The following is a 19,149-nucleotide window of genomic DNA, read 5'->3' on the forward strand; positions in this document are numbered from 1 at the left end:
TGTGTGATGTAGTGGGGCAATGGCCCTCGAGTCCGATGTTCTCACCGCCGTGGAGGCGCTCGCGGTCGTTCCGGTCGTCGAGATCGACGATGCCGCGGCGGCCGTGCCGCTCGCCCGCACGCTCGCCGAGGCGGGTCTGCCGGTCGTCGAGGTCACGTTCCGCACGCCGGCGGCGCGGGACGCGGTGGCCGCGATCGCGGCGGAGCTGCCGGACTTCCTGCTGGGTGCGGGCACCCTGGTGTTGCCGGACATGGTCAGCGCTGCTGCGGAGGCGGGTGCGCGGTTCGGGGTGTCGCCCGGCTTCTCGGGCGCCTGCGTGGCCGCCGCGGAGAAGGCGGGGCTGCCGTTCGTGCCGGGTGCCGTCACCCCGAGTGAGGTCGGCGCGTGCCTGGAGGTCGGGGCGCGGCACATCAAGTTCTTCCCGGCGGGTGCTTACGGGGGCATCGCGACGTTGAAGGCGCTGGACGGTCCGTTCGGCTGGACGGGTGCTCGGTTCATGCCGACGGGTGGCGTGCGGCCGGAGAACGTGGGGGAGTACCTCGCGCTGCCCAACGTGTTCGCGGTCGGTGGTACGTGGATCGCGCCGCGTGCCGACATCGCCGCGGAGCGCTGGGACGTGATCGGCGAGCGCGCCCGGGCGGCAGTGGCGCGGCACTACCAGTAGTGGTGCTCCGGCTGTCGATCGTTGTGCCCGTGTGCTGAGGACTCCCACCGCATGCCGCGCCGGCGTCGTCGTGATCGGCGGGTAGCCGGGTGGATCTCGCCCCGGTTTGCGCACCGAGTCGCCGATCACGGCCGGGGGCCGGCGCGTCCCGCGGAACGCTCCCGGGTGTGACTGATCCGTCTCGTGGGCGCGCCGTTCCCGGCTCGGGTCGCCCTGCCCTGCGCACCGACCGGGGGCTGCTGTCGTGTCGATCCGGTTCGCCTCGAGCCCGCATCGGTGCGGGGTGGCTGGGCTGGGTTCACTACCGACGCCTGGGGTTGCGCTGGGTGCCGTCCCCGGCCAGGGGGCACGCCCGTTGGGGACGAGATCGCTGCGGTCGGGTGCCACGTGACTGGCTGTGGTCCCGTTCCCACCCCGACGATTCCCAGGAAGATCGGCTGGATCGGGACGTGAGCTGACCCCCGGCGGCGTTGCCCGATCGAGTGGCGCTCGACCTGGGCATCTGTCGTGATGGTCCGCCTCATCGGTTCCGTGGCTGCAGTGACGGCCATCGTCGTCCGAACGAGGGGCCGCCCGGGTTCGACAGTGGCGATCAAGGGCAAATGGTCGCCCTCGAAGATCAACTAGCCGCCATCTCGCCTTGATCGCTCAAGGCCCTTCGCTCCGATCGGCTAACGGGCTCTCGGTGCAGCTGGTGTCCCGTTTCCGCTGATTATGAGGGCTGTCGCCGACCCGGGGTCCGGGAGTGATCTCACCCTGACGGTCCAGGGAAAGGTCGGGAGTGAGGGGTCGGGACCACCGCCGGCTGAGTGGCACCCGGCAGCGACGGCCTCGTCGGGAACGGGCGTGCCCCCAGGTCGGGAACGGCCGCCCACGCAACCCCGGAGGTCGGTAGTGAACACAACCCGGCCACCCCGCACAGGCGAGCGGTGCGACGCGAACTGCGGGACCAGGCGAGAGGCCTGGATGGTGGGCGAGCGCCGGGTGGCCCGGGCCGGGAACGGCGCGCCCACCGGAACCCAGCCGGACCAGGCCGATTCGATGGGACCGACGGGATGACCGCACTCACGCCGGGCGGGCTGCGCCACGGCCTCACCGGCCGGGGCGCCATGATCCGAACTGTCGGTTGTCCATGGCTGCTGCCACGACCATGAGCACCCGCTACTGCGGATCATGAGCGCGAAGATCGCGCGTGTCGGTTGTCCATTGCTGTCGCCACAGCCATCGCCAACCGATACTGCGGATCTTGGGCGCATCCACACGGAACGGGCCTCGGCAGCAGCGCCGAGCACCCGTGATCAGCGAATCCGCCCGGCGCGGCACCGGGGATGCCGACGTCCCGTCGTCGCATCCAGTGGTGGCGGGCGCTGCGGAGCATGCATGGTCACGTCGATGCCATGGGTCTGGGTCGCACCACACATGAGATCGATCTGATCATGCACATCCGGCTTCGGCGGCATCGAGTTCGGAAATGCTCGTCCGCTGCTCAGAACTCGATCAGTGGGCGTCGGAGACCGCCGCGGCCGTCCAGGTGGTGAGCAGCGAGCTGTGGTGAAGCACCTCACGCCCGCAGGCTCATCGCCTCCAGCAGCTCGGGGAAGATCTGGGTGTTGGCCATGCTTCCCCGGAAGGCCTCGGCGCCGGGGCCGGCGGCCGTGATGGGGACGGGTGCGTTCGTGGGGCCTTTGCGGGTCCAACGGAGCCAGATCACCTGGTCGGAGTCGGCGGCCGGGTACGGGCCGTCCGACCCCGGGCGGGTGGGGCCCGGGTCGGCGAGGGTGAAATTCATGCCGCCGGTCTCGTGGTCGCCGGCCACGACGATCAAGGTGCCGGGATTGACCGCCCGGAAGTCCAGCGCGGCCTGCACGGTGGCGTCCAGCGCCCGCCCGGCCTCCAGCACGAGTGCACCGTTGCCCTCGCGCGCCATCGCGTCGATGCCCGCCTCGTTGACGACGAGGAAGAAGCCCGCCTCTCGGCGGTCGAGGGCCGCGAGCGCGGCGCGCGTCATGTCGGGCAGCGGCACGGCGGGGGCGTAGCGGCCCTCGCCCGGCCGGCCCGGCTCGAACATCGGCCCGTCGGCGAAGAGACCCAGCAGCCGCTCGGCCGCCGTCGTCCGCAGCGCGACGGTGTCGGAGACGGTGGTGTAGCCGAGCGACTGCGCCTGCCCCGTGAGCTCCGGCCACCGTGCCGCGCCGCCGCCCAGGATCACGTCGACCCGCGACTCCTCCAGGTACTGCCGGGCGATCGTGCGCTCGACGGCGTCCTCGTCCCCGTCCTCGTCGCCGTCGCCGTCGTCCGAGGGCGGGAGGGCGGGCCGGGGGGCGACGTGCGCGGCGAACGCGGCGACCGTGGGGTCGGTGACCTCGGCCGTGGTCACGAGGCCGGTGGCCTTGCCCGCGTCCCGCGCGTGCTCCAGCACCGTTGCCAGGGCTTCACCGTCGGCGTCGACGCCGATCGCGCCCGGCGCGGTGGGCATGCCCGTGGACAGGGTCGTGGCTCCCGCGGCGGCGTCGGAGACCGGGTCGACGGGCGTCACCGTCCCGCTCGCCCCCATCGACTCGCTGAGCCGGTCCATCGCGAGCCGGCCCGTGGGGCCCGCGATCGCCAGCTGCAGGAAGTCGTGCTGGGCCTTCCCCAGCCCACTTCCCAGGATGAGGATGACGTTGCGCGCCACCTCCTCGCGGGCCCCCTCCGCGGGTGCGTCGGCGGGCACCGCGCTGCACGCGGCCAGCGTGCAGGCCAGAGCGGCGGTCGCCAGGCTCCGGGCCATGCGGGGGCGGACGGACGGCGAAGCCAACGGTGGGAGACCTCCTGGCGTCGGGAACCCCGGAAGCCTAGTGACTCAGCTTGCACTGTCCCCGGCGGTGCGGGCGATCGCCGTGACGAGCTCGGCGGCGACGTGGCGCAGCTTGGTGTTGCGCTGCTGCGACACCTTGCGCAGCAGGTCGAACGCCTCGTCGGCCGAGCAGCGCTCACGGCCCATCACGATGCCGATCGCCTGGTCGATCACCGAGCGGGACGACAGCGCGATGCGCAGGTTGTCGGTGAGGCTGACCTGGTCGTACGTGCGCAGGGCGGCGGTGAGCGCGACCGCGGCATGGGCGGCGAGCGCCTGCGCCAGCTGCCGGTCGCGCTCGTCGAAACCGGCGTCGGCGCCCGCGTAGAGGTTGAGCACGCCCACCGCGCCGTCGCGGACCATCAGCGGCACGGCCAGCGCGCTCGTCATGCCGTGGCTCAGCATGACCGTGTCGAACCCGGCCCATCGCCGCTCCCGGCGCAGGTCGGCGACGTGCACGACGGACGCGGTGCGGAGGGCGTCCAGGCACGGTCCGGCGCTGCGCTCGTACTGGTGCTCGTCGATGTGCGAGGCGACGTGGTCCGCGGCCGCCACGGTGATCACCCGGCCCCGCTCGGCCAGTGTGATGCTCGCCGTCGCCGCGCCATCGACGAGCTGGACCGAGAGCTGAGCCACACCGCGCAGCAGGTCGTCGAACGACTCCGTGGACAGCAGAAGGGCCGCCAGCTCCGCTGCCGTGTCGTCCTGATCTGAGGTTTCTGCCATCTGCGTGCCCGTCCCGCGCCCAGCGAACGCGCCGGTCAACGCCATGGGGTCACCGCAGAGCCTGACACGAGACGGCGCTTTCCGCATCGGCCGATAGGCCGTACGGGTACCCCGCAGAACAGGGGCGACCGTCGGACGCGTGCAGATGCACCCACGGTGGGCGGGCCGCGACGCGTGGTTGCCGTCCCCGGTGAGGCTCTCGTAGCATCCGGAAGCGGTTGGACCGACAGCCGGTGCGTGAGCGTGCGCACGGGCATGGTCGTGGTCGGTGATCCTGCGGACCCTCTGCCCGGCGGGCGCTTCGTGAGTCGAGCCAGCAGAGGGGCAAGCATGCGCGGAGCCGTGCCGCCGGAGCAGTACCTCACGCCCGACCAGCCGAGCCTGCGGATCATGTCCGTTCAGCCCGACCGGGAGCACGCCTTCGTCGAGGTGGTCGGGGCCTGCGGCCACGAGGGCGTCGCCGAGTTGCGGCAGAGGGTGGACGGGTTGTTGATCGCCGGTGCGCGGTTCGTACTGGTGGATCTCACCGCGGCGGGCGAGGTCGCACCCACGACGAGCGCCGCGCTCGCCTCCGCGGGACGACAGCTGACGCGGCGAAACGGGTGGCTCCGGACGGTCGGGCACGACTCGTCGTCCGCGGCGCGGCACGAGGCCTCGTTGCTGGACCTCTTCGTGATGTACCAGGCGGCCGTCCGGCGGGGCGCGGTCCGGGAAGCCGGCGGTGGAGCGCGATGAGCACGGAATGGCGCTCCGGCACGGGCAGCGCGCTGCTCCACCGGGAGGCGGCCCCGGTGGACCTGTTGGCATTCCTGCCCTCCCCCCGGCGGGAGATCCGGCCGCGTGCTGTCCCGGATCGGGACGAGCCGCTCGACGTGCGGCTGCACGCGCCGACGCCCGACATCGTGATCGTGCGGGTCATCGGTCCGCTGGACTCGCGCGGCTGCACGACGCTGGCGATCCGGGTACGTCAGCAGCTGCACCGGGCGCCGCACGTCATCCTCGACCTCTCCTCGGTGACCTGGATGGACCCGGAGGTGGCCTGCGAGCTGCGAGCCCTGCGCTCGATGGCCGTCGACTGCTGCACCCACCTGCATTTCGCCGCCGAGAACGAGCGGGTCGTCGAAGGGCTGCGACGGATCGATCTGGGCGAGCCCGTCGTCGCGGGCACCGCCGACTCGGTTCTCGCATGCCTCGCACCCCGTAACGGTTGAGGCACACAGGGCGACCGTCTGCGGGGGCGGGTGGACCGGGGGGACGTCGGTGGGGCGGGCAGCTGCGGGGACGGACATCGGCGTCGAGCTGGCGGCAATGGTGGTGGCGACGTCGTCGCTCGACGAGCTCCTCGTGGGAATCGCCGAGCTGACGGCGGGGGCGGTGCCCGCTGCGGTGTCCGCGAGCGTCGCGCTCACGGCGCCGGCGTGGAGCGGGTACGCGATCGCGGTCGACGAGCGCGCCGCCCGGCTCGAGGCACTGCAACGCCGGGGCGGGGCGGGTCCCGGCCCGGACGCCCTGCGGTCGGCGCGGGTGATCGAGGCGGGTGACCTGCGGACCGAGCGGCGCTGGCCGGCGTTCGCCCGTGCAGCCGCGGGCGCCGGGGTGCTGGCGCTCCGCACCGTCCCGATGTTCGTCCGCGACGGCCGCCCGATCGGCGTGCTCACCGTCTACGGGGCCACCCCGGCCGCGTTCGACACGTCGGACCGCAGCCTCGCCGACCGGATCGCAGGCTTCGCCACCGTCGCGGTCGCGGGGACGATGCGCAACTACGACGACACGGTGCTGTCCGCGCGCCTGCGCCAGGCCCTCGTCTCCCGATCGGGCATCGACCAGGCGATCGGCATCGTCATGGCCCGGGAGACGTGCTCGCCCGAGACGGCCCTCGCCGTCCTGCGCGCGACGGCGCGCACCCGCGGCACGACGCTGCCGGACGTCGCCGCCGACCTCGTGGCCCGCACCGACGCGCAGGCGCTGATCCGCCCGTGACGGCCCCGCCTCCTAACCGGGCCGCCCGGGCTCGAGGGCGTCGATCCAGTACTCGCGGGCAAGCGCGTCGACGCCGGCGGGTGAGACCCCGCGCAGGTGCACGACGGTGCCGTCGGTGCCGGCGATACGCCCGTGCTTCTGCAGCTCCAGCACGTGGTAGCGCTCCGGCGGGAAGTCCAGCACGACGTCGACCGGGAAGCGGCCGCGTTCGTCGCGGTGGGCGCCGACGCCGGGGGCGGCCTTGCCGATGGCCTGGACGCCGAGCCAGCCCTGGTAGAGCAGCACCAGCAGGACGACGACCGCGATGCGGCGCACGGGGGCGCTGCGGACTGCTCTACGCAGGATCGGCGACGGCATCTGCCTCGTCCCCCGCGAGCAGGTCGGTGATCCGGTTGCGGATGCTGCGGAACTGCGGCAGCTCGCCGGTGGTGCGCCAGTCCCGGGGGCGCGGGAGGTCGACCGTGACGATCTCGTGCACCCGGCTGGGCCGCCCGGTGAGCACGACGACCCGGTCGGACAGGAACACCGCCTCGTCCACGTCGTGGGTCACGAAGAAGACGGTCGGGCGCCGTGCCTGGAAGATCCGGGTGAGGTCCTCCTGCAGCTTGCGGCGGGTCTGGGCGTCGATGCTCGCGAACGGCTCGTCCATGAGCATCACCGCCGGCTCGTTGGCGAGCACCCTGGCCACGCCGAGCCGTTGCTGCATGCCGCCGGACAGCTCGTGCGGGTAGCGGTGCTCGAACCCGGCCAGCCCGACGAGCTGCAGGTACTCCGCCGCCGTCGCCTCCCGTTCCGCCTTGGGGACACCGCGCATGCGCAGTCCGAACGCGACGTTGCCCTGCACCGTCTTCCACGGGAAGAGCGCGTGGTTCTGGAACACCACCCCGCGGTCCGGGCCGGGGCCGCGCACCGGCTTCCCGGCCACGGTGACCGTGCCTGCGGTCGCCTCGACGAAGCCGGCGACGATGTTGAGCACGGTGGTCTTCCCGCACCCGCTCGGGCCGAGGACCGAGACGAACTCGCCCTCGGCGACGTCGAACGAGACGTCCCCGATCGCGACGACCTCGTCTCCGGTGTAGCCGTCGACGTAGGTCTTGTGCAGGTTCTCGACCTGGAGCGCTCTCACCTGGCTGCTGCCTCCTGACGGACCAGTCCCCAGCGTTCCACGGTGGCGTGCTCGAACGGCGCGAGCAGCAGCGCGTCGAGCGCGTACCACAGGATGCCCAGCACGATCATCCCGAGGAAGACCTCGGCGACGTCGCCGACGCGGCGGGCGTCGAACATCATGAACCCGATCCCGCTGGTCCCGACGATGATCTCGGCGGCCACCAGTGCCCGCCAGCCGTAGCCGAGCCCGGTGCGCACGCCGCTGGCCACCGACGGCAGCGAGCCCGGCACGATCACCTCGACGAACACCCGGAACCGGCCCGCGCCGAGGCTGCGGGCCGCGCGCACCAGTTCGGGGGGCACCTGCTCGATCCCGGCCACGATGCTCAGCACGAGCGGGAAGACGATGGTGTAGACGATCACGAACGTCACAGCGGTGAGGCTGAAGCCGAACCAGACGATGACGATCGGCAGCCACGCGATGTCGGCGATGGCCTGGAAGAAGAGCAGCAGCGGCCAGGTCAGCCGCCGTGCGAGTGGCGACATCCCGACCAGGAACCCGAGCGGGAGCCCGATCAGCAGCCCGAACAGCACGCCGTTCCACAGCCGGGTGAGCGAGTCGGACAGGTACCCGGGCAGGATGCCGCGCTCCAGCAGGCCACCTAGTTCGGCCAGCACGACGTCGGGGCCGACGAAGAACGCGGGCGGGAAGACCTGCAGCTGCGCCAGCAGCCACCACAGAGCCACCACCGGTACGAACGGGCCCAGGGTGCGGACCGCCCCGCTGCGGGCCAGCCGGCGCGCGAGCACGGTCATGACGGGGCCGCCGTCATGCCCCAGCGCTGCACCGTGCGTCGCTCGAGCGGCGCGAGCAGCAGCCGGTCCATCGCGAGCCAGAGCACGCCGATGATCACCATCGAGGCGATGATGACGTCGGTCGAGAAGGTCTTCTGGGCGAGGAACAGGGCGTACCCGAGTCCCGCGCTGGTGGCGATGATCTCCGCGGCCACCAGGCCGCGCCAGCCGTAGCCGAGCCCGACCCGCAGGCCCGTCACCACGCTCGGCAGCGCGCCGGGCAGCAACACCTCCCAGAACATCCGCACCCGGCCGGTGCCCATGCTGCGCGCGGCGCGCAGCAGCGGGATCGGGATGCGCCGCACGCCCAGCACGGTGTTGTAGGCGAGCGCGAAGAACATCGCGTTCCACACGATGAAGATCACCGCGCCGTCCCCGTACCCGAGCCAGAGCGTCGCGATCGGGATCCAGGCGATGCCGGCGAGCGCGACGGAGAACCGCAGCAGCGGCGCGAAGAACGCCGACAGCCGCGGGCTCGCCCCGAGCGCGACGCCGAACGGCAGTGCCGTGACGACGGCGAGCGCCGCGCCGATCAGCACCCGGCGCAGGCTCGCGGCGAGGTGGGTGACGAGCTCACCGCTGGCCGTCATGTCGGCGAGGGCCCACGCCACGTCGGTGACCTGCGGGAAGATCCGCATCGGCACGCCGGTGGCGGCCACCACCGCGGCCCAGAGGGCGAGCAGGGCGGCGAACGGCGCGAGGAACCAGAGCACCGACCGCATCGGCGAGGTCCTGCGGCGTCGCATCCGGGACACCGCAGGCGGTGGCGCCGTTCCCGTGGCGCTCATGCCGCGGGGCAGGCCACGAGCGCGGCGTCGCGGTCGTAGGCGAAGCCGGCGTCGATGCGGGCGGCCTCCGGGATCGGAGGCAGGTCGTCGAACAGGTCGGGTCGCTCGGCCATCACCGTCGTGATGGGGCCGGGCACGAACCGGTCGGCGACGTCGAAGCCGGGCTGGGTGACGCCCTGCTCGGCGAGCATCTGCGCCACCGTGTCCATGGCGGCGTAGTTGCAGGCGGAGAAGCGCGGGTCGAGCTGCGCCACGTTGTACTGCATCGCCTGCTGGGCGATCTCCAGCTCGGTACCCGGCAGCCACCGCGTGGCCGCCTCGGCCGCCTCGTCCGGGTTGTCGCGCATCCACTTGTCCGCCGCGGCACGAGCGGTGAGGAACCGCTTCACGACGTCCGGGTTCTGCTCCACGAACTCGCGCATCGCGACGATGTAGCCGACGTAGGGGATGCGGCCCCCGCCGCGCACGACCTCCTCACTGCCGGGAACCTGCCGCGTGATGGTGAGCGGCCACGGGTCCCACACGATCGCGGCGTCGATGCCGCCCGTCTGCAGCGCAACCGGCATGTCCGGAGGCGCGGTGTTGACGATCTCGACCTCGCCCACGGGGATCTGCAGCTCCTGGAGCAGCCCGATCAGGTAGAGGTGGTTGATCGAGCCGACGGACACGCCGATGCGCTTGCCGCGCAGCGTGCTGAGGTCAGCGTTGCTGATGCCCGAGCCGGGCCGCGCGACCACCGCCATCGTGTCGTCGATCGCCCGCTTGCTCGCCGAGCCGGAGTAGTTGCCGAGCAGCACGATGTCCAGCCCGCGCTGGGCGGCGCCGATCCCGGGCGTGCCGACCTGCACGAAGTCGACCTCGCCCGCCTGCAGCGCGTTGAGCGAGTCGACGCCGGTCGGGAACGGCTGGGCCAGGCGCACGTCCAGTCCCTGTTCCTCGAACGCGCCGATCTCCAGCGCGATCGGAAGGCCGATCTGGTCGACGGCCGACACGTAGCCCGCGTCGATCGTGACGAGCTGCGGCGCCTCGCCACCGCTCACGTCCTCGTCGACCGTGGATCCGCCGCCGCACGCGGCGAGCAGGATCACGAGGACGCTGCCCGTCAGTGCGGCGGCGAGGCGGTGCGTGCTCCGGTGGTTCATCGTTGAACCCCCTCCTGTCTGCTCAGCGGGAGAGCCAGCCCCCGTCGACGGCGAGGACGTGGCCATGGACGTAGTCGGCGGCGGGGGAGGCGAGGAAGACCGCGGCCCCCGCGACGTCCTCCGGCTCCGCCCAGCGGCCGGCCGGGATGCGGGCGAGGATCTCGGCGCTGCGGGTGGGGTCGCTGCGCAGCGCCGCGGTGGTGGCGGTGGCGACGTAGCCGGGTGCGATCGCGTTGACGTTGACGCCGTGGGACGCCCACTCGTTGGCGAGCGCGCGGGTGAGCCCGGCGAGCGCGTGCTTGCTCGCCGTGTACGAGGGCACGACGAGCCCGCCCTGGAAGCTCAGCAGCGACGCGACGTTGACGATCTTCCCGGAGCCGCGGGCGACCATGCGGCGTCCGGCGGCCCGGCACAGCTCGAACGCGGCGTGCAGGTTCACCTCGATGACCTCGTACCAGTCCTCGTCGGGGAACTCGGTGGCCGGGGCCCGGCGGATGAGGCCTGCGTTGTTGACCAGGACGTCGACGGCGTGCGCGTCGAGCAGGCGCTCGGCGGCGGCGCGGCGGGCGGGCCGGTCGGAGAGGTCCAGCAGCTCGGTGGTCACCGCCGCGCCGAGGGCTGTCGCCTCCTCGGCCACCGGGGCCAGGTTGTCCCGCTCGGAGAGCAGGAGCAGGTCCGCGCCCGCGCCCGCGAGGCCGAGCGCGATCGCGCGGCCGATCCCGGACCCGGCGCCGGTGACCATGGCCAGCCGGCCGTCGAGCGAGAAAGGGGAGGTGACGGCCACGCCTGGACGGTAGGAGCGGGCATGCGGCGCGGTGAAGCGCGACTTCCGGATCGGGTTATTCGGATCTCGGATCGGGCACCGGCTCGGTGCCGTCGGGGCGGGGCTGCTGGACGATCTGCTGCAGGAGGGTGCGTGCGGCGGCGGTGAGCATCCGCGAGGAGTCCCAGTGGACGGCGACGCGGCGCCCGGCACCGCCCTCGAGCCGGCGCACGCAGACGCCGGTGGTGTCGGCGACCTGGGCGGCGAGCGAGTTGGTGACACCGACCCCGAGACCGTGGCGCACCAGCGACATGAGCGTCTGCGGCTGGTTGGTGGCCTGCACGGGCTCGAGCTCGTACCCGCACTCCCGGAAGCGCTGGTAGGACTCGAACTCCCCGGTCTCGGGCGCGTCCAGGCGGCCGATCGACAGCAGGGGATGCGCGGCGACCTCCGCCACGGGCAGCGGGTCGGGCAGCTCGGAGAGGGGGTGCCCGGGCGGGTGCAGCGCGACGAGGGGCTCGGCCCACAGCAGGTGCCGGCGGATGCTCACCCTGGACGGCCGCGGTTTCACCGGGCGGATGCACAGGTCGAGCTCCCCGCCCGTCAGCGCCTCGTCGAGCTCGAGCGTGGAGCGCTCGACGAGCACCACGCGCACGTCCGGGCTGCTGCGTGCGGCCTCGCGGAGCACGTGGGGCACGAACGCGGCGCTCGCGCTCGGGTGGCAGCCGAGCGTGACGACCCCGCGGGCGCCGCCGCGCCACGCCGTCATGGCGGCCTCGGTGGCCTCGACCTCGCGCAGGATGGACCGGGCGTGATCGGCCAGCGCCTTGCCCGCCTCCGTGAGCTCGACGGGCCGCTTGCGCCGGTTGAACAGCGGGATGCCCACCCCGCGTTCCAGGGATGCGACGTGCATGCTGATGCGCGGCTGGGAGCGGTGGGTGGCTTCCGCGGCGGCTACGAAGCTGCCCGTGTCGACGACGGCGAGGAACGAGACCAGCCATTCCAGGCGCATCAGACACCTCCCCGAGCCCGCGCCGACCCTAACCCGCATCCCATCAGCGACGCTGATGCTGGCATCCGAGAAGCGCGGTTCACGCGACGGACGAGCGCGGGGTACAACCGGACGATGACCGAGCACGCGCCGGACTTCCTCGTGCAGACCGCCGACCTGCCCTGGGTGCCGCAGGGTTCGAACAACGTCTGGTTCAAACCGATCCGGATCAACCTGGAGAAGGGCAGCTGGGTCAACCTGCTGAAGGTGGCCAGGAAGGGTGTCGTGAACCGGCACCGCCACCTCGCCGAGGTCGAGGGCTGGGTGCTGCAGGGCAAGTGGCACTACATCGAGCACGACTGGCAGGCCTCGCCCGGCGCGTACGTCTACGAGCCGCCCGGTGACGTGCACACGCTGGTGGCCGACGTCGAGGACGAGTCGGAGCCGATGCTCACGCTGTTCTCCATCCACGGACCGATCGAGTACATGGACGCCGACGGCAACCTCGCCTACGTGGAAACGGCGGAGACGAAGCTGAAGCGCTACACCGACTACTGCAAAGAGGCCGGGATCGAGCCGGCGGACATCGTCTTCTAGGGACGGCTCGCGCTACCCGTCTCGGCTCACGCACCCTGCTCGGTTCCGCGCTCCCCGTCGACGGTGGGCCTCGCAGGAGAAGGGGTGCGTCGCGGTCCCGGTGCGAGCCTCTGCGGCCCCTCGGGCATGCGGTGCGGGCAGGCCGGGGGCCTGCCCGATGGGCGCGCGGCGCCGCCAGGAGGCGGTCTCGGGCGTGATCAAGGGCTGATGGCCGCGATCAAGGGCAGATGGTCGCTGTTGAAGATCAACTAGCCACCATTTCGCCTTGATCGCCGATCAGGCCCCGGCGCGCGGCAGTGGTTGGTCCCTCACCGAGGGGAAGGTCGCCGATTCGGTGCCCTCACGGCGGGCCGGGCAGCCGTGGGTGCGCCAGATCGCCGATCATCAGGGTGCACGGACCTCATGATCGGTGTTTCAGCGCGTTCACGGCCGGATTCCGCCGTAGAGGCACCAACGCCGTGATCATGCCCGTGGGCCCGCCTTCGGTGGCGCCGCGCGCCCACCGGGCAGGCCCTTGGCGTGCCCGCGTCGCTTGCCCGGAGGGGCGGCCCCGCACGATGCGCGGCGCCACCGAGGTAGCTGTTCGACCGGGGACGGAGTGCGTCGTGGCCTATTACCAGGGCACAGGCCCGGTCTCCGATGAGCTGCTCGTCGAGCGGCAGGTCGCGGTGCTGCCCACGGGCCATCCGCTGGCCGCAAGGGCCGCGCTGCGGCTGGCCGACCTCGCGGAGGAGCAGGTCGTCCGGTCCGGCGACGAGCTCCGGGTGCGCGACGGTGCCCAGCTCGTGCAGCTGGTCGCACCGGGCCGCGTCGTGGCGGTGCTGCCCGAGTCGGTCCGCCCGCGCCTCGGGCGCGACATGGCCGCGGTACCCGTGCTCGACGCGCCCACCGTGGCACTGCACGTGGCGTGGCCTGCCGCCGGCACGTCTCGGGCCGTGGCCGCGTTCGTCCGGGTGGCCGCGGCAGTCGCCTACCGTCACACCGCGCCGAACGCCTCCGCAACGGCGAGGCTGTCCTCGTAGATGTGGTAGCGGGTGATCCACCCGTCCACAACGGTCAGGTGGAGCGCGAACGCGGCGACGTAGCTGCGTCCGGTGGGCTTCGCGGTGTGCGCGATCTCGCCCAGCACCACCGCGTCCGCCCCGTCGACGAGCACCGCGTGCACGCGCGCGTCGCTCTCCCCGGGTACGTGGTGCTCGCCGATCAGCCTGAAGTTCTCGGCGACGTCGGCCCTCGTGCTGCGGTGGCGGATCCACGGCACGGTCTGCGCGTAGTCGCCATCGGGCCAGTCCAGCTTCCAGTCCACGTCCTCGGCGAACAGTTGCGCGATCCGTTCCGGGTCGCCCGCCGCGACGCGGCGCATGAGCTCGTCAACCGTCTCTCGGGTGTTCACGGGACCCAGCCTGGCCGGCGGGCCGTCGCCCGGTCGATGACCTGAGGGGTAATAGTGGCGGTGTGGAGATCGCTGACGCCGTCGTGATCGGCGGCGGGCACCACGGCCTCGTCGCGGCCGCGGTGCTGGCCGATGCCGGCTGGGACGTGTGCGTGCTGGAGGCCGCCGACGGGGTCGGTGGTGCCGTCCGCTCGGCCGAGCTGCACCCGGGGTTCACCGCCGACCTGTTCAGCGCCTTCTACCCGCTCGCGGCGGCGTCGCCGGTGCTGCGGGCCCTCGACCTCGGCGGCTGTGGGCTGCAGTGGACGCACGCCCCCGCGGTCCTCGCCCATCCCGCTCGCCCGGACGGTGCCCCGGCGGCCGTCCTGTACCGGGACCGGGAGCGCACCGCCGCCGCCATGGACCCGCGCGACGGCGAGGCGTGGCTGCGGCTCTGCGCGCAGTGGGACGCGGTCGGCGACGCGGTGCTCCGGTCGATCTTCACCGCGTTCCCACCGGTGCGCGGGCCGTTGCAGGTGCTGCGCCGCGTCGGCACGGCGGACGCGCTGCGGCTCGCTCGGTTCCTCGTGCTGCCGGTCCGGAGGATGGGGGAGGAGCTCTTCGCGGGCGAGGGGGCCCGGCTGCTGCTCGCCGGGAACGGCGGGCACGCCGACATCCCGCCGGACGCGCCGGGGAGCGGCGTGTTCGGGTGGCTGCTCGCGATGCTGGGCCAGCAGTACGGCTTCCCGGTGCCGGTGGGCGGGGCGGGGGAGCTCTCCGGCGCGCTCGCCCGGCGGGCCACGGCGGCGGGCGCCGAGCTGCGGACCGGGGAGCGGGTCGAACGGATCGACGTGCGCGGCGGTCGTGCCGTCGCCGTGCACAGCGCGACGGGCCGCACCGTGCGGGTCCGCCGCGCCGTCATCGCCGACGTCGCGGCGCCCGCGCTCTACCGCGACTTGCTGCCGGCGAGCGCGGTGCCGGACCGGCTGCGCGCCGATCTCGAGCAGTTCACCTGGGACACCCCGGTCGTCAAGGTCAACTGGGCGCTGCGCGAGCCGATCCCGTGGCGCAACCCGGGGGTCGCCGGGGCCGGCACGGTGCACCTGGGCGCCGACGAGCGGGGCCTCGCGCGGTGGGCGGGCGAGATCGAGTCGGGCACCGTGCCGGCCACGCCGTTCGCGCTGCTCGGGCAGATGACCACCGCCGACGCCACGCGGTCCCCGGCCGGCACCGAGAGCGCGTGGGCCTACACCCACCTCCCGCGCGGTGTCGCCGACGACGAGAGCGCCGACCGGTTGGCCGAGCGGATCGACGAGGCCGTCGAGGAGTTCGCCCCGGGTTTCCGCGGGCGGGTGCTGCACCGGGCGGTCCAGCGCCCAGGGGACCTGCAGGCGGCAGACCCGAACCTCGTGCACGGCGCGGTGGGCGGCGGCACGATGCAGCTGCACCAGCAGCTCGTGTTCCGACCCGTGCCGGGGCTCGGTCGATCGGAGACGGTGGTCGGAGGGCTGTACCTGGGCAGCGCGTCGGCGCACCCCGGCGGGGGTGTGCACGGCGTGTGCGGCTGGCTCGCTGCGCGTGCCGCGCTCGCCGAGCAGGGGTTGCTCGGCGGCCTGCGCCGCCGCGTCACGTCGGCGGCGCTGGAGCTGATCTACCGGGAATCGCCCTCGGCGAGGTAGGCGAGGCGGCGCAGCGTCTCAGCGTTGCGCGGGCCGATCACGGCGGACCTGGCCTGCGGTGGCAGCAGCCGGCCGGGGCCCCCGCGCACCTCCTCGGACAGGACGACCTCGCAGCCGTCCGCCCGCTCGTCGAGGGTCAGCCGGATCTCGGTCTCGCCCACGGGCCACGCCCGGCCGCGCAGCACGAGCTCCCGTTTCGGCACGCACGCGAGGACGGTGACGGTGTCGTCCAGCAGGAGCGGCCAGGTGCCGACCGAGTAGTGCAGCTGTGATCCCACGCCCGGCCACGCCGGGTCGACCTCGCGCATCCGCGTGGCCCCGACCACCCAGGACGGGTACAGCCGGCCGTCGGAGAGGACCGCCCACACGGCATCCGCGACGGCGCCGACCTCGCGGCGAACGGTGACCACGGCGGAAGGGTAGATCCGCGCCCGGTCACCCCTTTCGGGAGGTCTCCCGATCTCACACCCGGGGGCGGTTCAGCCGTCGCCACCGTTGCCCTTGTTGCCCCTGCCGCTGCCCTTCTCGCTGCCGCCCTTGCCGCTGCTGCCCTTGTCGTTACCGCCCTTGTCGTTACCGCCCTTGTCGCTGCTGTCCTTGCTGCCGCTGTCCTTGCTGCCGCTGTCCTTGCTGCCGCTGTCCTTGCTGTCTCCGCCCTTGCTGTCGCTGCCACCGCCGTTGTCGCCGCGATCGCTGCTGTCGTTCTCCTTCTCGCTGCCCTGGTCCTTGCCGCCGGAGCCGCCGTCGTCGCTCCGCTCGCGGTTCGGCCGGTCCTTCTCTCCGTTGTCTCCGGCCTTGTCGTCGGTCGCGGCCCGGCTGCGGGCGTTCTTCCCACCCGAGGCGTTCTCGGCCGCCGCGCCGTCGGTGTTCTTGCGGCCCGGTCCTGGGGAGCCCTCGGACCCGGACGCCGCCTTGACCGGCCGGTCCGGTCGATCGGCACGCTTGCCGGGTGTGTCGCTGGGCGGCCCGTTGCCGGGGCCGCCTGCGGAGCGCGCACTCGCTGGTGTCTTCTGGGGTGGTCCGTTGCCGGACGTGTCAGCGGGTGGCCCGTTGCCGGCGCCGTTGGAGCGTGCGCGGGCCGGTACGTCGCCGGGCGGCCCGCCACCCGGCTTGCTGCTGTTCGGCTGGGTGGCGTACGACCACGTCCCGCCCGGCGGGGTGCCGGCTCCGCCGGGCGGGACGGTCCCGGACTCGGGCGTGACCGCCGGGCCGGTAGGCCCGGCCGATGCCCTGTCCGGAGTCTGGAGGCGCCTGACGGCGAAGTACTGGTTGCCGGCCGCGGGTTCGGTGCCGAGCCGGTCGAAGGCCGGGCTGCCCACCTCGGACGGGACGTCCTCGGCGAAGATCTGCCGCATCGCGGCGAGCACCACGTCGTCGTCGGCGGCGGTGGCGCCCGTGCCGATCGCGTTGCCGGACCAGCCGTAGTCCGCGGACAGCGGCAGGCTCGCGGGCGGAAGGGGGATGCCCGCGCCCCGCCCGGCGGCCGAGCGGTCCGCCGCGTCCTCGACCACCGACGGCCCGAGCACGGCCGTCGCCGCGAACAGCGCGCCCGCGGCGACCGCCACCTTCCGAACGCTCCGGCGGGGCGGTTCGGGTGGCGGCTGCGCGATGCGGGCGTGCCCGCGCGGCACCAGCGGCCGGTCGGCGACGTGGGGACCGCGGCCCTCGCGGCGCAGCAGTGCCGCGACCGACACCGCGCCGTCCGGTCCCGTCGGGCGCGGCGGAGGCGGGTTCGCCCCTGCGCACCGGGCGAGCAGCTCAGCCACGGTGACCGTGCCGGTCGGCCTGGGGCCAGTGCCGTGCGAGCAGTCGGACGGTTCCACAGGTGACGTCTTCCGGGTGGCGTTCGTGCAGGTCCTGATCGGTGTGATGTCGTTTTCCTACCCGGGCCCGGCCGCGGGCGGCCAGACGCAGTTCGCCCGCTCGTCGCACGTCACCTGAACAGCCGCGAGACGCCGCCACCTACCGTTGGACGTGCGAAGAGCTCCGGTCGCCGATCCGGTTGCGCCGATCGACCAGGATCGCAGATCCGAATGGAGCACGATTCTGCTCCTCACTGTCCGCGCTGGTTCAGCTACTGCGCGCGAGAGTGTGACCGTGGGTAACAGCTCTCACCCGGACGGTGCTGCCCGATCGGCCCAGCACCGCTCGGGCAAGCGGCCGACGCCGGTGCGGTCAGATGCGCGGGGTCGACGCGAGCACCGGCCGTCCGAACGTCGCTGCAACCCCTGCGCTGAACGCGACGTGGTCCGGCGGGCGCCGTGCGAGATCGCCGAGGCCGGCCGCGGCGAGCAGCCCGTCGTCCAGCTCCTGCACCTCCGCCCGGTGCAAGGGCCATGTGACGTGCGTGTTCGGCAGGTACCACGTGCGCCCGAGGTGGGCCACGTGCAGACCCCAGCGCGCGGTGAGGAACCGCTCGAGCGGCCCGTCGATCGCCGGGCCGACCGGCCGGACGGACACCCTGCTGCGGACGGGAGGGCCCGGCCGGACGAGGCGGGCGGCGTAGGTGCGCAGATCCCCGTCGTGCCGCAGCCCCATGCGGGCCCACCGGTACGGCAGCCCGAACACCGTCCGGCCCGCCGCGACGGCGATCGCCCGCTCCGCGGCCATGGTCAGGAAGACGACGCCGCGCCTGCCCGTGGCGTCCACCGAGTACAGCCGGACGTTGGTCTCCAGGAAGGTGCCCACCCACGGCGCCGGCGGGCCGCCCGCGATGGCCGTGCCGACCAGGCGGAACGGCACCAGCCCGACGTAGGTCTGCCCGTCGAGCGCGTCCGGGGCCACCCCGGAGGGGAACAGGTGCCGCACGGCGTCGGGATCGACCGCCCAGTGCAGGAACGCCACATCGAGCCAGCGTTGCGAGAGCAGGTGCGGGCGGGGCAGGAACGGCGGGTCGGCCTGCACTGGCTCGATCGGTACGGCCAAGGTGACATCGTCTCGCGCGCAACGCCGCGGTCTGCCGGACGTCCTCCTGGTACGGGGAACGGGGGTCGGTATGCGCAGGACGGGAACGGCGGCCGCACTGGCCGTGTTGGTGGCGCTCACCGGGTGTGCGGCGCAGGCTCCACCGAACGGTCCGAACGCTGTGTCTGCCGTGCCGAGCGCTGAGCCCGCCGTGCCGGACACGGTGCTGCTGCCCGACGAGGGCAGGCGCAGCACCGTGGCCGAGTTCACCGACTGGACCACCGACCGGACGCTCGGCAGGGCCTGGTTGCTCGACCCGTGCCGGCCCACCACGTACCCGACCGACGGGCAGCGCGTCCGCTTCCGCACGGTGAGCCGGGAGGGCCCCGAGGCGTTCGACGCCCGCCAGCTGGGGGTGTACCCGACGCCCGAGGCGGCCGCCGAGGTGCTCGCAGGCTTCCGGCGGGTGCTCGCCGCCTGCCGCACCGGGCAGCTGGACGGCGGCGCGCGGTGGACCTGGGTGACGGCGGACGTCCCGGACCTCGGTGACGACGGCTTCCTGGCCGCGTCCACGGTCGTCGCGCCGGAGTACGCGAGCGACGGCGCGCGCATCGCCGTGACGCGGGCGGGGAGCGCGGTCTTCCTCGCCCACGCGACCGGCGAGTACTACACCGCGGAGATCGACGACGGGGCGCAGGCCGTCCGCGAGGTCGCTCGACGGTTCCTGGACTCGGTTTGAGCCCGG

General features: G+C 73.3%; 22 protein-coding genes. 9 read left to right on the forward strand and 13 right to left on the reverse strand.

Annotation, left to right across the window (positions count from 1 at the left end; translation table 11 throughout):
• Positions 1-19: 19 nt before the first annotated feature.
• Positions 20-664, forward strand: coding sequence for a bifunctional 4-hydroxy-2-oxoglutarate aldolase/2-dehydro-3-deoxy-phosphogluconate aldolase (eda, locus tag FHX44_RS29250; RefSeq protein WP_147258731.1), 645 nt, complete (start codon positions 20-22; stop codon positions 662-664).
• A gap of 1,561 nt (positions 665-2,225) precedes the next feature.
• On the opposite strand, the gene FHX44_RS29255 is transcribed toward eda, so the two are convergent.
• Together FHX44_RS29255 and FHX44_RS42355 are read right to left on the reverse strand one after the other, a co-directional pair.
• The gene (locus tag FHX44_RS29255) at positions 2,226-3,434 is read right to left on the reverse strand and encodes an alkaline phosphatase (RefSeq protein WP_147258732.1); all 1,209 of its coding nucleotides are present in this window, start codon (positions 3,432-3,434) and stop codon (positions 2,226-2,228) included.
• Positions 3,435-3,506: 72 nt separating this feature from the next.
• Positions 3,507-4,271 (reverse strand): GAF and ANTAR domain-containing protein, encoded by a 765-nt coding sequence (locus tag FHX44_RS42355; RefSeq protein WP_212612697.1) that lies wholly within the window; start codon positions 4,269-4,271, stop codon positions 3,507-3,509.
• Between the two features lie 285 nt (positions 4,272-4,556).
• Between FHX44_RS42355 and FHX44_RS42360 the strand changes: the two genes are divergently transcribed.
• From FHX44_RS42360 to FHX44_RS29270, 3 genes are read left to right on the forward strand one after another with little or no spacing between them, the layout of a single operon-like run.
• A complete protein-coding gene (locus tag FHX44_RS42360) occupies positions 4,557-4,961 on the forward strand; it encodes an STAS domain-containing protein (protein WP_170309085.1) in 405 nt (134 codons plus the stop codon).
• The gene (locus FHX44_RS29265; RefSeq protein WP_170309086.1) at positions 4,958-5,437 is read left to right on the forward strand and encodes an STAS domain-containing protein; all 480 of its coding nucleotides are present in this window, start codon (positions 4,958-4,960) and stop codon (positions 5,435-5,437) included. Before FHX44_RS42360 ends, FHX44_RS29265 begins: the two co-directional genes overlap by 4 nt.
• A gap of 49 nt (positions 5,438-5,486) precedes the next feature.
• Positions 5,487-6,206: a GAF and ANTAR domain-containing protein gene (locus FHX44_RS29270; protein WP_147258735.1), complete on the forward strand. Its 720-nt coding sequence runs from the start codon at positions 5,487-5,489 to the stop codon at positions 6,204-6,206.
• Between the two features lie 12 nt (positions 6,207-6,218).
• On the opposite strand, the gene FHX44_RS29275 is transcribed toward FHX44_RS29270, so the two are convergent.
• Genes FHX44_RS29275 through FHX44_RS29305 form a run of 7 tightly spaced genes read right to left on the reverse strand, consistent with a single transcriptional unit; the run spans position 6,219 to position 11,873 of the window.
• Entirely contained in the window at positions 6,219-6,563 is a 345-nt protein-coding gene (locus tag FHX44_RS29275; protein ID WP_147258736.1) for a hypothetical protein, read from the reverse strand.
• A complete protein-coding gene (locus tag FHX44_RS29280) occupies positions 6,541-7,332 on the reverse strand; it encodes an ABC transporter ATP-binding protein (RefSeq protein ID WP_147258737.1) in 792 nt (263 codons plus the stop codon). Before FHX44_RS29280 ends, FHX44_RS29275 begins: the two co-directional genes overlap by 23 nt.
• The gene (locus FHX44_RS29285; protein WP_147258738.1) at positions 7,329-8,129 is read right to left on the reverse strand and encodes an ABC transporter permease; all 801 of its coding nucleotides are present in this window, start codon (positions 8,127-8,129) and stop codon (positions 7,329-7,331) included. Before FHX44_RS29285 ends, FHX44_RS29280 begins: the two co-directional genes overlap by 4 nt.
• Positions 8,126-8,914 carry an ABC transporter permease gene (locus tag FHX44_RS29290; RefSeq protein ID WP_212612698.1) on the reverse strand — a complete coding sequence of 263 codons (789 nt, stop codon included), beginning with the start codon at positions 8,912-8,914 and terminating at the stop codon, positions 8,126-8,128. Before FHX44_RS29290 ends, FHX44_RS29285 begins: the two co-directional genes overlap by 4 nt.
• A 38-nt stretch (positions 8,915-8,952) precedes the next feature.
• Positions 8,953-10,098, reverse strand: coding sequence for an ABC transporter substrate-binding protein (locus FHX44_RS29295; RefSeq protein WP_147258740.1), 1,146 nt, complete (start codon positions 10,096-10,098; stop codon positions 8,953-8,955).
• 22 nt (positions 10,099-10,120) lie between these two features.
• On the reverse strand, positions 10,121-10,882 hold the full coding sequence (locus FHX44_RS29300) for an SDR family oxidoreductase (RefSeq protein WP_281287919.1): 762 nt from the start codon (positions 10,880-10,882) through the stop codon (positions 10,121-10,123).
• Between the two features lie 55 nt (positions 10,883-10,937).
• Positions 10,938-11,873 (reverse strand): LysR family transcriptional regulator, encoded by a 936-nt coding sequence (locus FHX44_RS29305; RefSeq protein ID WP_147258741.1) that lies wholly within the window; start codon positions 11,871-11,873, stop codon positions 10,938-10,940.
• Positions 11,874-11,987: 114 nt separating this feature from the next.
• On the opposite strand from FHX44_RS29305, the gene FHX44_RS29310 reads away from it, so the two are divergent.
• On the forward strand, positions 11,988-12,449 hold the full coding sequence (locus FHX44_RS29310) for a 2,4'-dihydroxyacetophenone dioxygenase family protein (protein WP_147258742.1): 462 nt from the start codon (positions 11,988-11,990) through the stop codon (positions 12,447-12,449).
• Between the two features lie 605 nt (positions 12,450-13,054).
• The gene (locus FHX44_RS29315) at positions 13,055-13,471 is read left to right on the forward strand and encodes a type 2 periplasmic-binding domain-containing protein (RefSeq protein WP_147258743.1); all 417 of its coding nucleotides are present in this window, start codon (positions 13,055-13,057) and stop codon (positions 13,469-13,471) included.
• On the opposite strand, the gene FHX44_RS29320 is transcribed toward FHX44_RS29315, so the two are convergent.
• Positions 13,426-13,842, reverse strand: a complete 417-nt coding sequence (locus tag FHX44_RS29320) for a nuclear transport factor 2 family protein (protein ID WP_246170655.1) — start codon at positions 13,840-13,842, stop codon at positions 13,426-13,428. The genes FHX44_RS29315 and FHX44_RS29320 overlap by 46 nt on opposite strands.
• Before the next feature lie 62 nt (positions 13,843-13,904).
• Here FHX44_RS29320 and FHX44_RS29325 point away from each other — a divergent pair, with 62 nt between their 5' ends.
• The gene (locus tag FHX44_RS29325) at positions 13,905-15,500 is read left to right on the forward strand and encodes a phytoene desaturase family protein (protein WP_147258744.1); all 1,596 of its coding nucleotides are present in this window, start codon (positions 13,905-13,907) and stop codon (positions 15,498-15,500) included.
• Here FHX44_RS29325 and FHX44_RS29330 read toward each other — a convergent pair.
• Positions 15,473-15,910, reverse strand: coding sequence for an SRPBCC family protein (locus tag FHX44_RS29330; protein ID WP_147258745.1), 438 nt, complete (start codon positions 15,908-15,910; stop codon positions 15,473-15,475). The two genes, FHX44_RS29325 and FHX44_RS29330, sit on opposite strands and share 28 nt — an antisense overlap.
• 69 nt (positions 15,911-15,979) lie before the next feature.
• On the reverse strand, positions 15,980-17,266 hold the full coding sequence (locus FHX44_RS29335; RefSeq protein ID WP_147258746.1) for a hypothetical protein: 1,287 nt from the start codon (positions 17,264-17,266) through the stop codon (positions 15,980-15,982).
• A 1-nt stretch (position 17,267) separates the two neighbouring features.
• On the opposite strand from FHX44_RS29335, the gene FHX44_RS42365 reads away from it, so the two are divergent.
• The gene (locus FHX44_RS42365; RefSeq protein WP_170309087.1) at positions 17,268-17,441 is read left to right on the forward strand and encodes a hypothetical protein; all 174 of its coding nucleotides are present in this window, start codon (positions 17,268-17,270) and stop codon (positions 17,439-17,441) included.
• Positions 17,442-17,675: 234 nt separating this feature from the next.
• On the opposite strand, the gene FHX44_RS42895 is transcribed toward FHX44_RS42365, so the two are convergent.
• Positions 17,676-18,425: a YqjF family protein gene (locus FHX44_RS42895; RefSeq protein ID WP_212612699.1), complete on the reverse strand. Its 750-nt coding sequence runs from the start codon at positions 18,423-18,425 to the stop codon at positions 17,676-17,678.
• A 169-nt stretch (positions 18,426-18,594) separates the two neighbouring features.
• On the opposite strand from FHX44_RS42895, the gene FHX44_RS42900 reads away from it, so the two are divergent.
• Entirely contained in the window at positions 18,595-19,143 is a 549-nt protein-coding gene (locus FHX44_RS42900; RefSeq protein ID WP_212612700.1) for a hypothetical protein, read from the forward strand.
• Positions 19,144-19,149 lie beyond the last annotated feature (6 nt).

It is taken from the genome of Pseudonocardia hierapolitana (assembly GCF_007994075.1).
Classification (GTDB): Bacteria; Actinomycetota; Actinomycetes; order Mycobacteriales; family Pseudonocardiaceae; genus Pseudonocardia; species Pseudonocardia hierapolitana.

Coding starts and splice junctions, on each gene's coding strand:
- FHX44_RS29275 (WP_147258736.1), bottom strand. CDS start 6,563: ATGCCGTCGCCGATCCTGCGTAGAGCAGTCCGCAGCGCCCCCGTGCGC.
- FHX44_RS42355 (WP_212612697.1), bottom strand. CDS start 4,271: ATGGCGTTGACCGGCGCGTTCGCTGGGCGCGGGACGGGCACGCAGATG.
- FHX44_RS42360 (WP_170309085.1), top strand. CDS start 4,557: ATGCGCGGAGCCGTGCCGCCGGAGCAGTACCTCACGCCCGACCAGCCG.
- FHX44_RS29255 (WP_147258732.1), bottom strand. CDS start 3,434: ATGGCCCGGAGCCTGGCGACCGCCGCTCTGGCCTGCACGCTGGCCGCG.
- FHX44_RS29285 (WP_147258738.1), bottom strand. CDS start 8,129: ATGACCGTGCTCGCGCGCCGGCTGGCCCGCAGCGGGGCGGTCCGCACC.
- eda (WP_147258731.1), top strand. CDS start 20: ATGGCCCTCGAGTCCGATGTTCTCACCGCCGTGGAGGCGCTCGCGGTC.
- FHX44_RS29295 (WP_147258740.1), bottom strand. CDS start 10,098: ATGAACCACCGGAGCACGCACCGCCTCGCCGCCGCACTGACGGGCAGC.
- FHX44_RS29290 (WP_212612698.1), bottom strand. CDS start 8,914: ATGCGACGCCGCAGGACCTCGCCGATGCGGTCGGTGCTCTGGTTCCTC.
- FHX44_RS29310 (WP_147258742.1), top strand. CDS start 11,988: ATGACCGAGCACGCGCCGGACTTCCTCGTGCAGACCGCCGACCTGCCC.
- FHX44_RS29265 (WP_170309086.1), top strand. CDS start 4,958: ATGAGCACGGAATGGCGCTCCGGCACGGGCAGCGCGCTGCTCCACCGG.
- FHX44_RS29305 (WP_147258741.1), bottom strand. CDS start 11,873: ATGCGCCTGGAATGGCTGGTCTCGTTCCTCGCCGTCGTCGACACGGGC.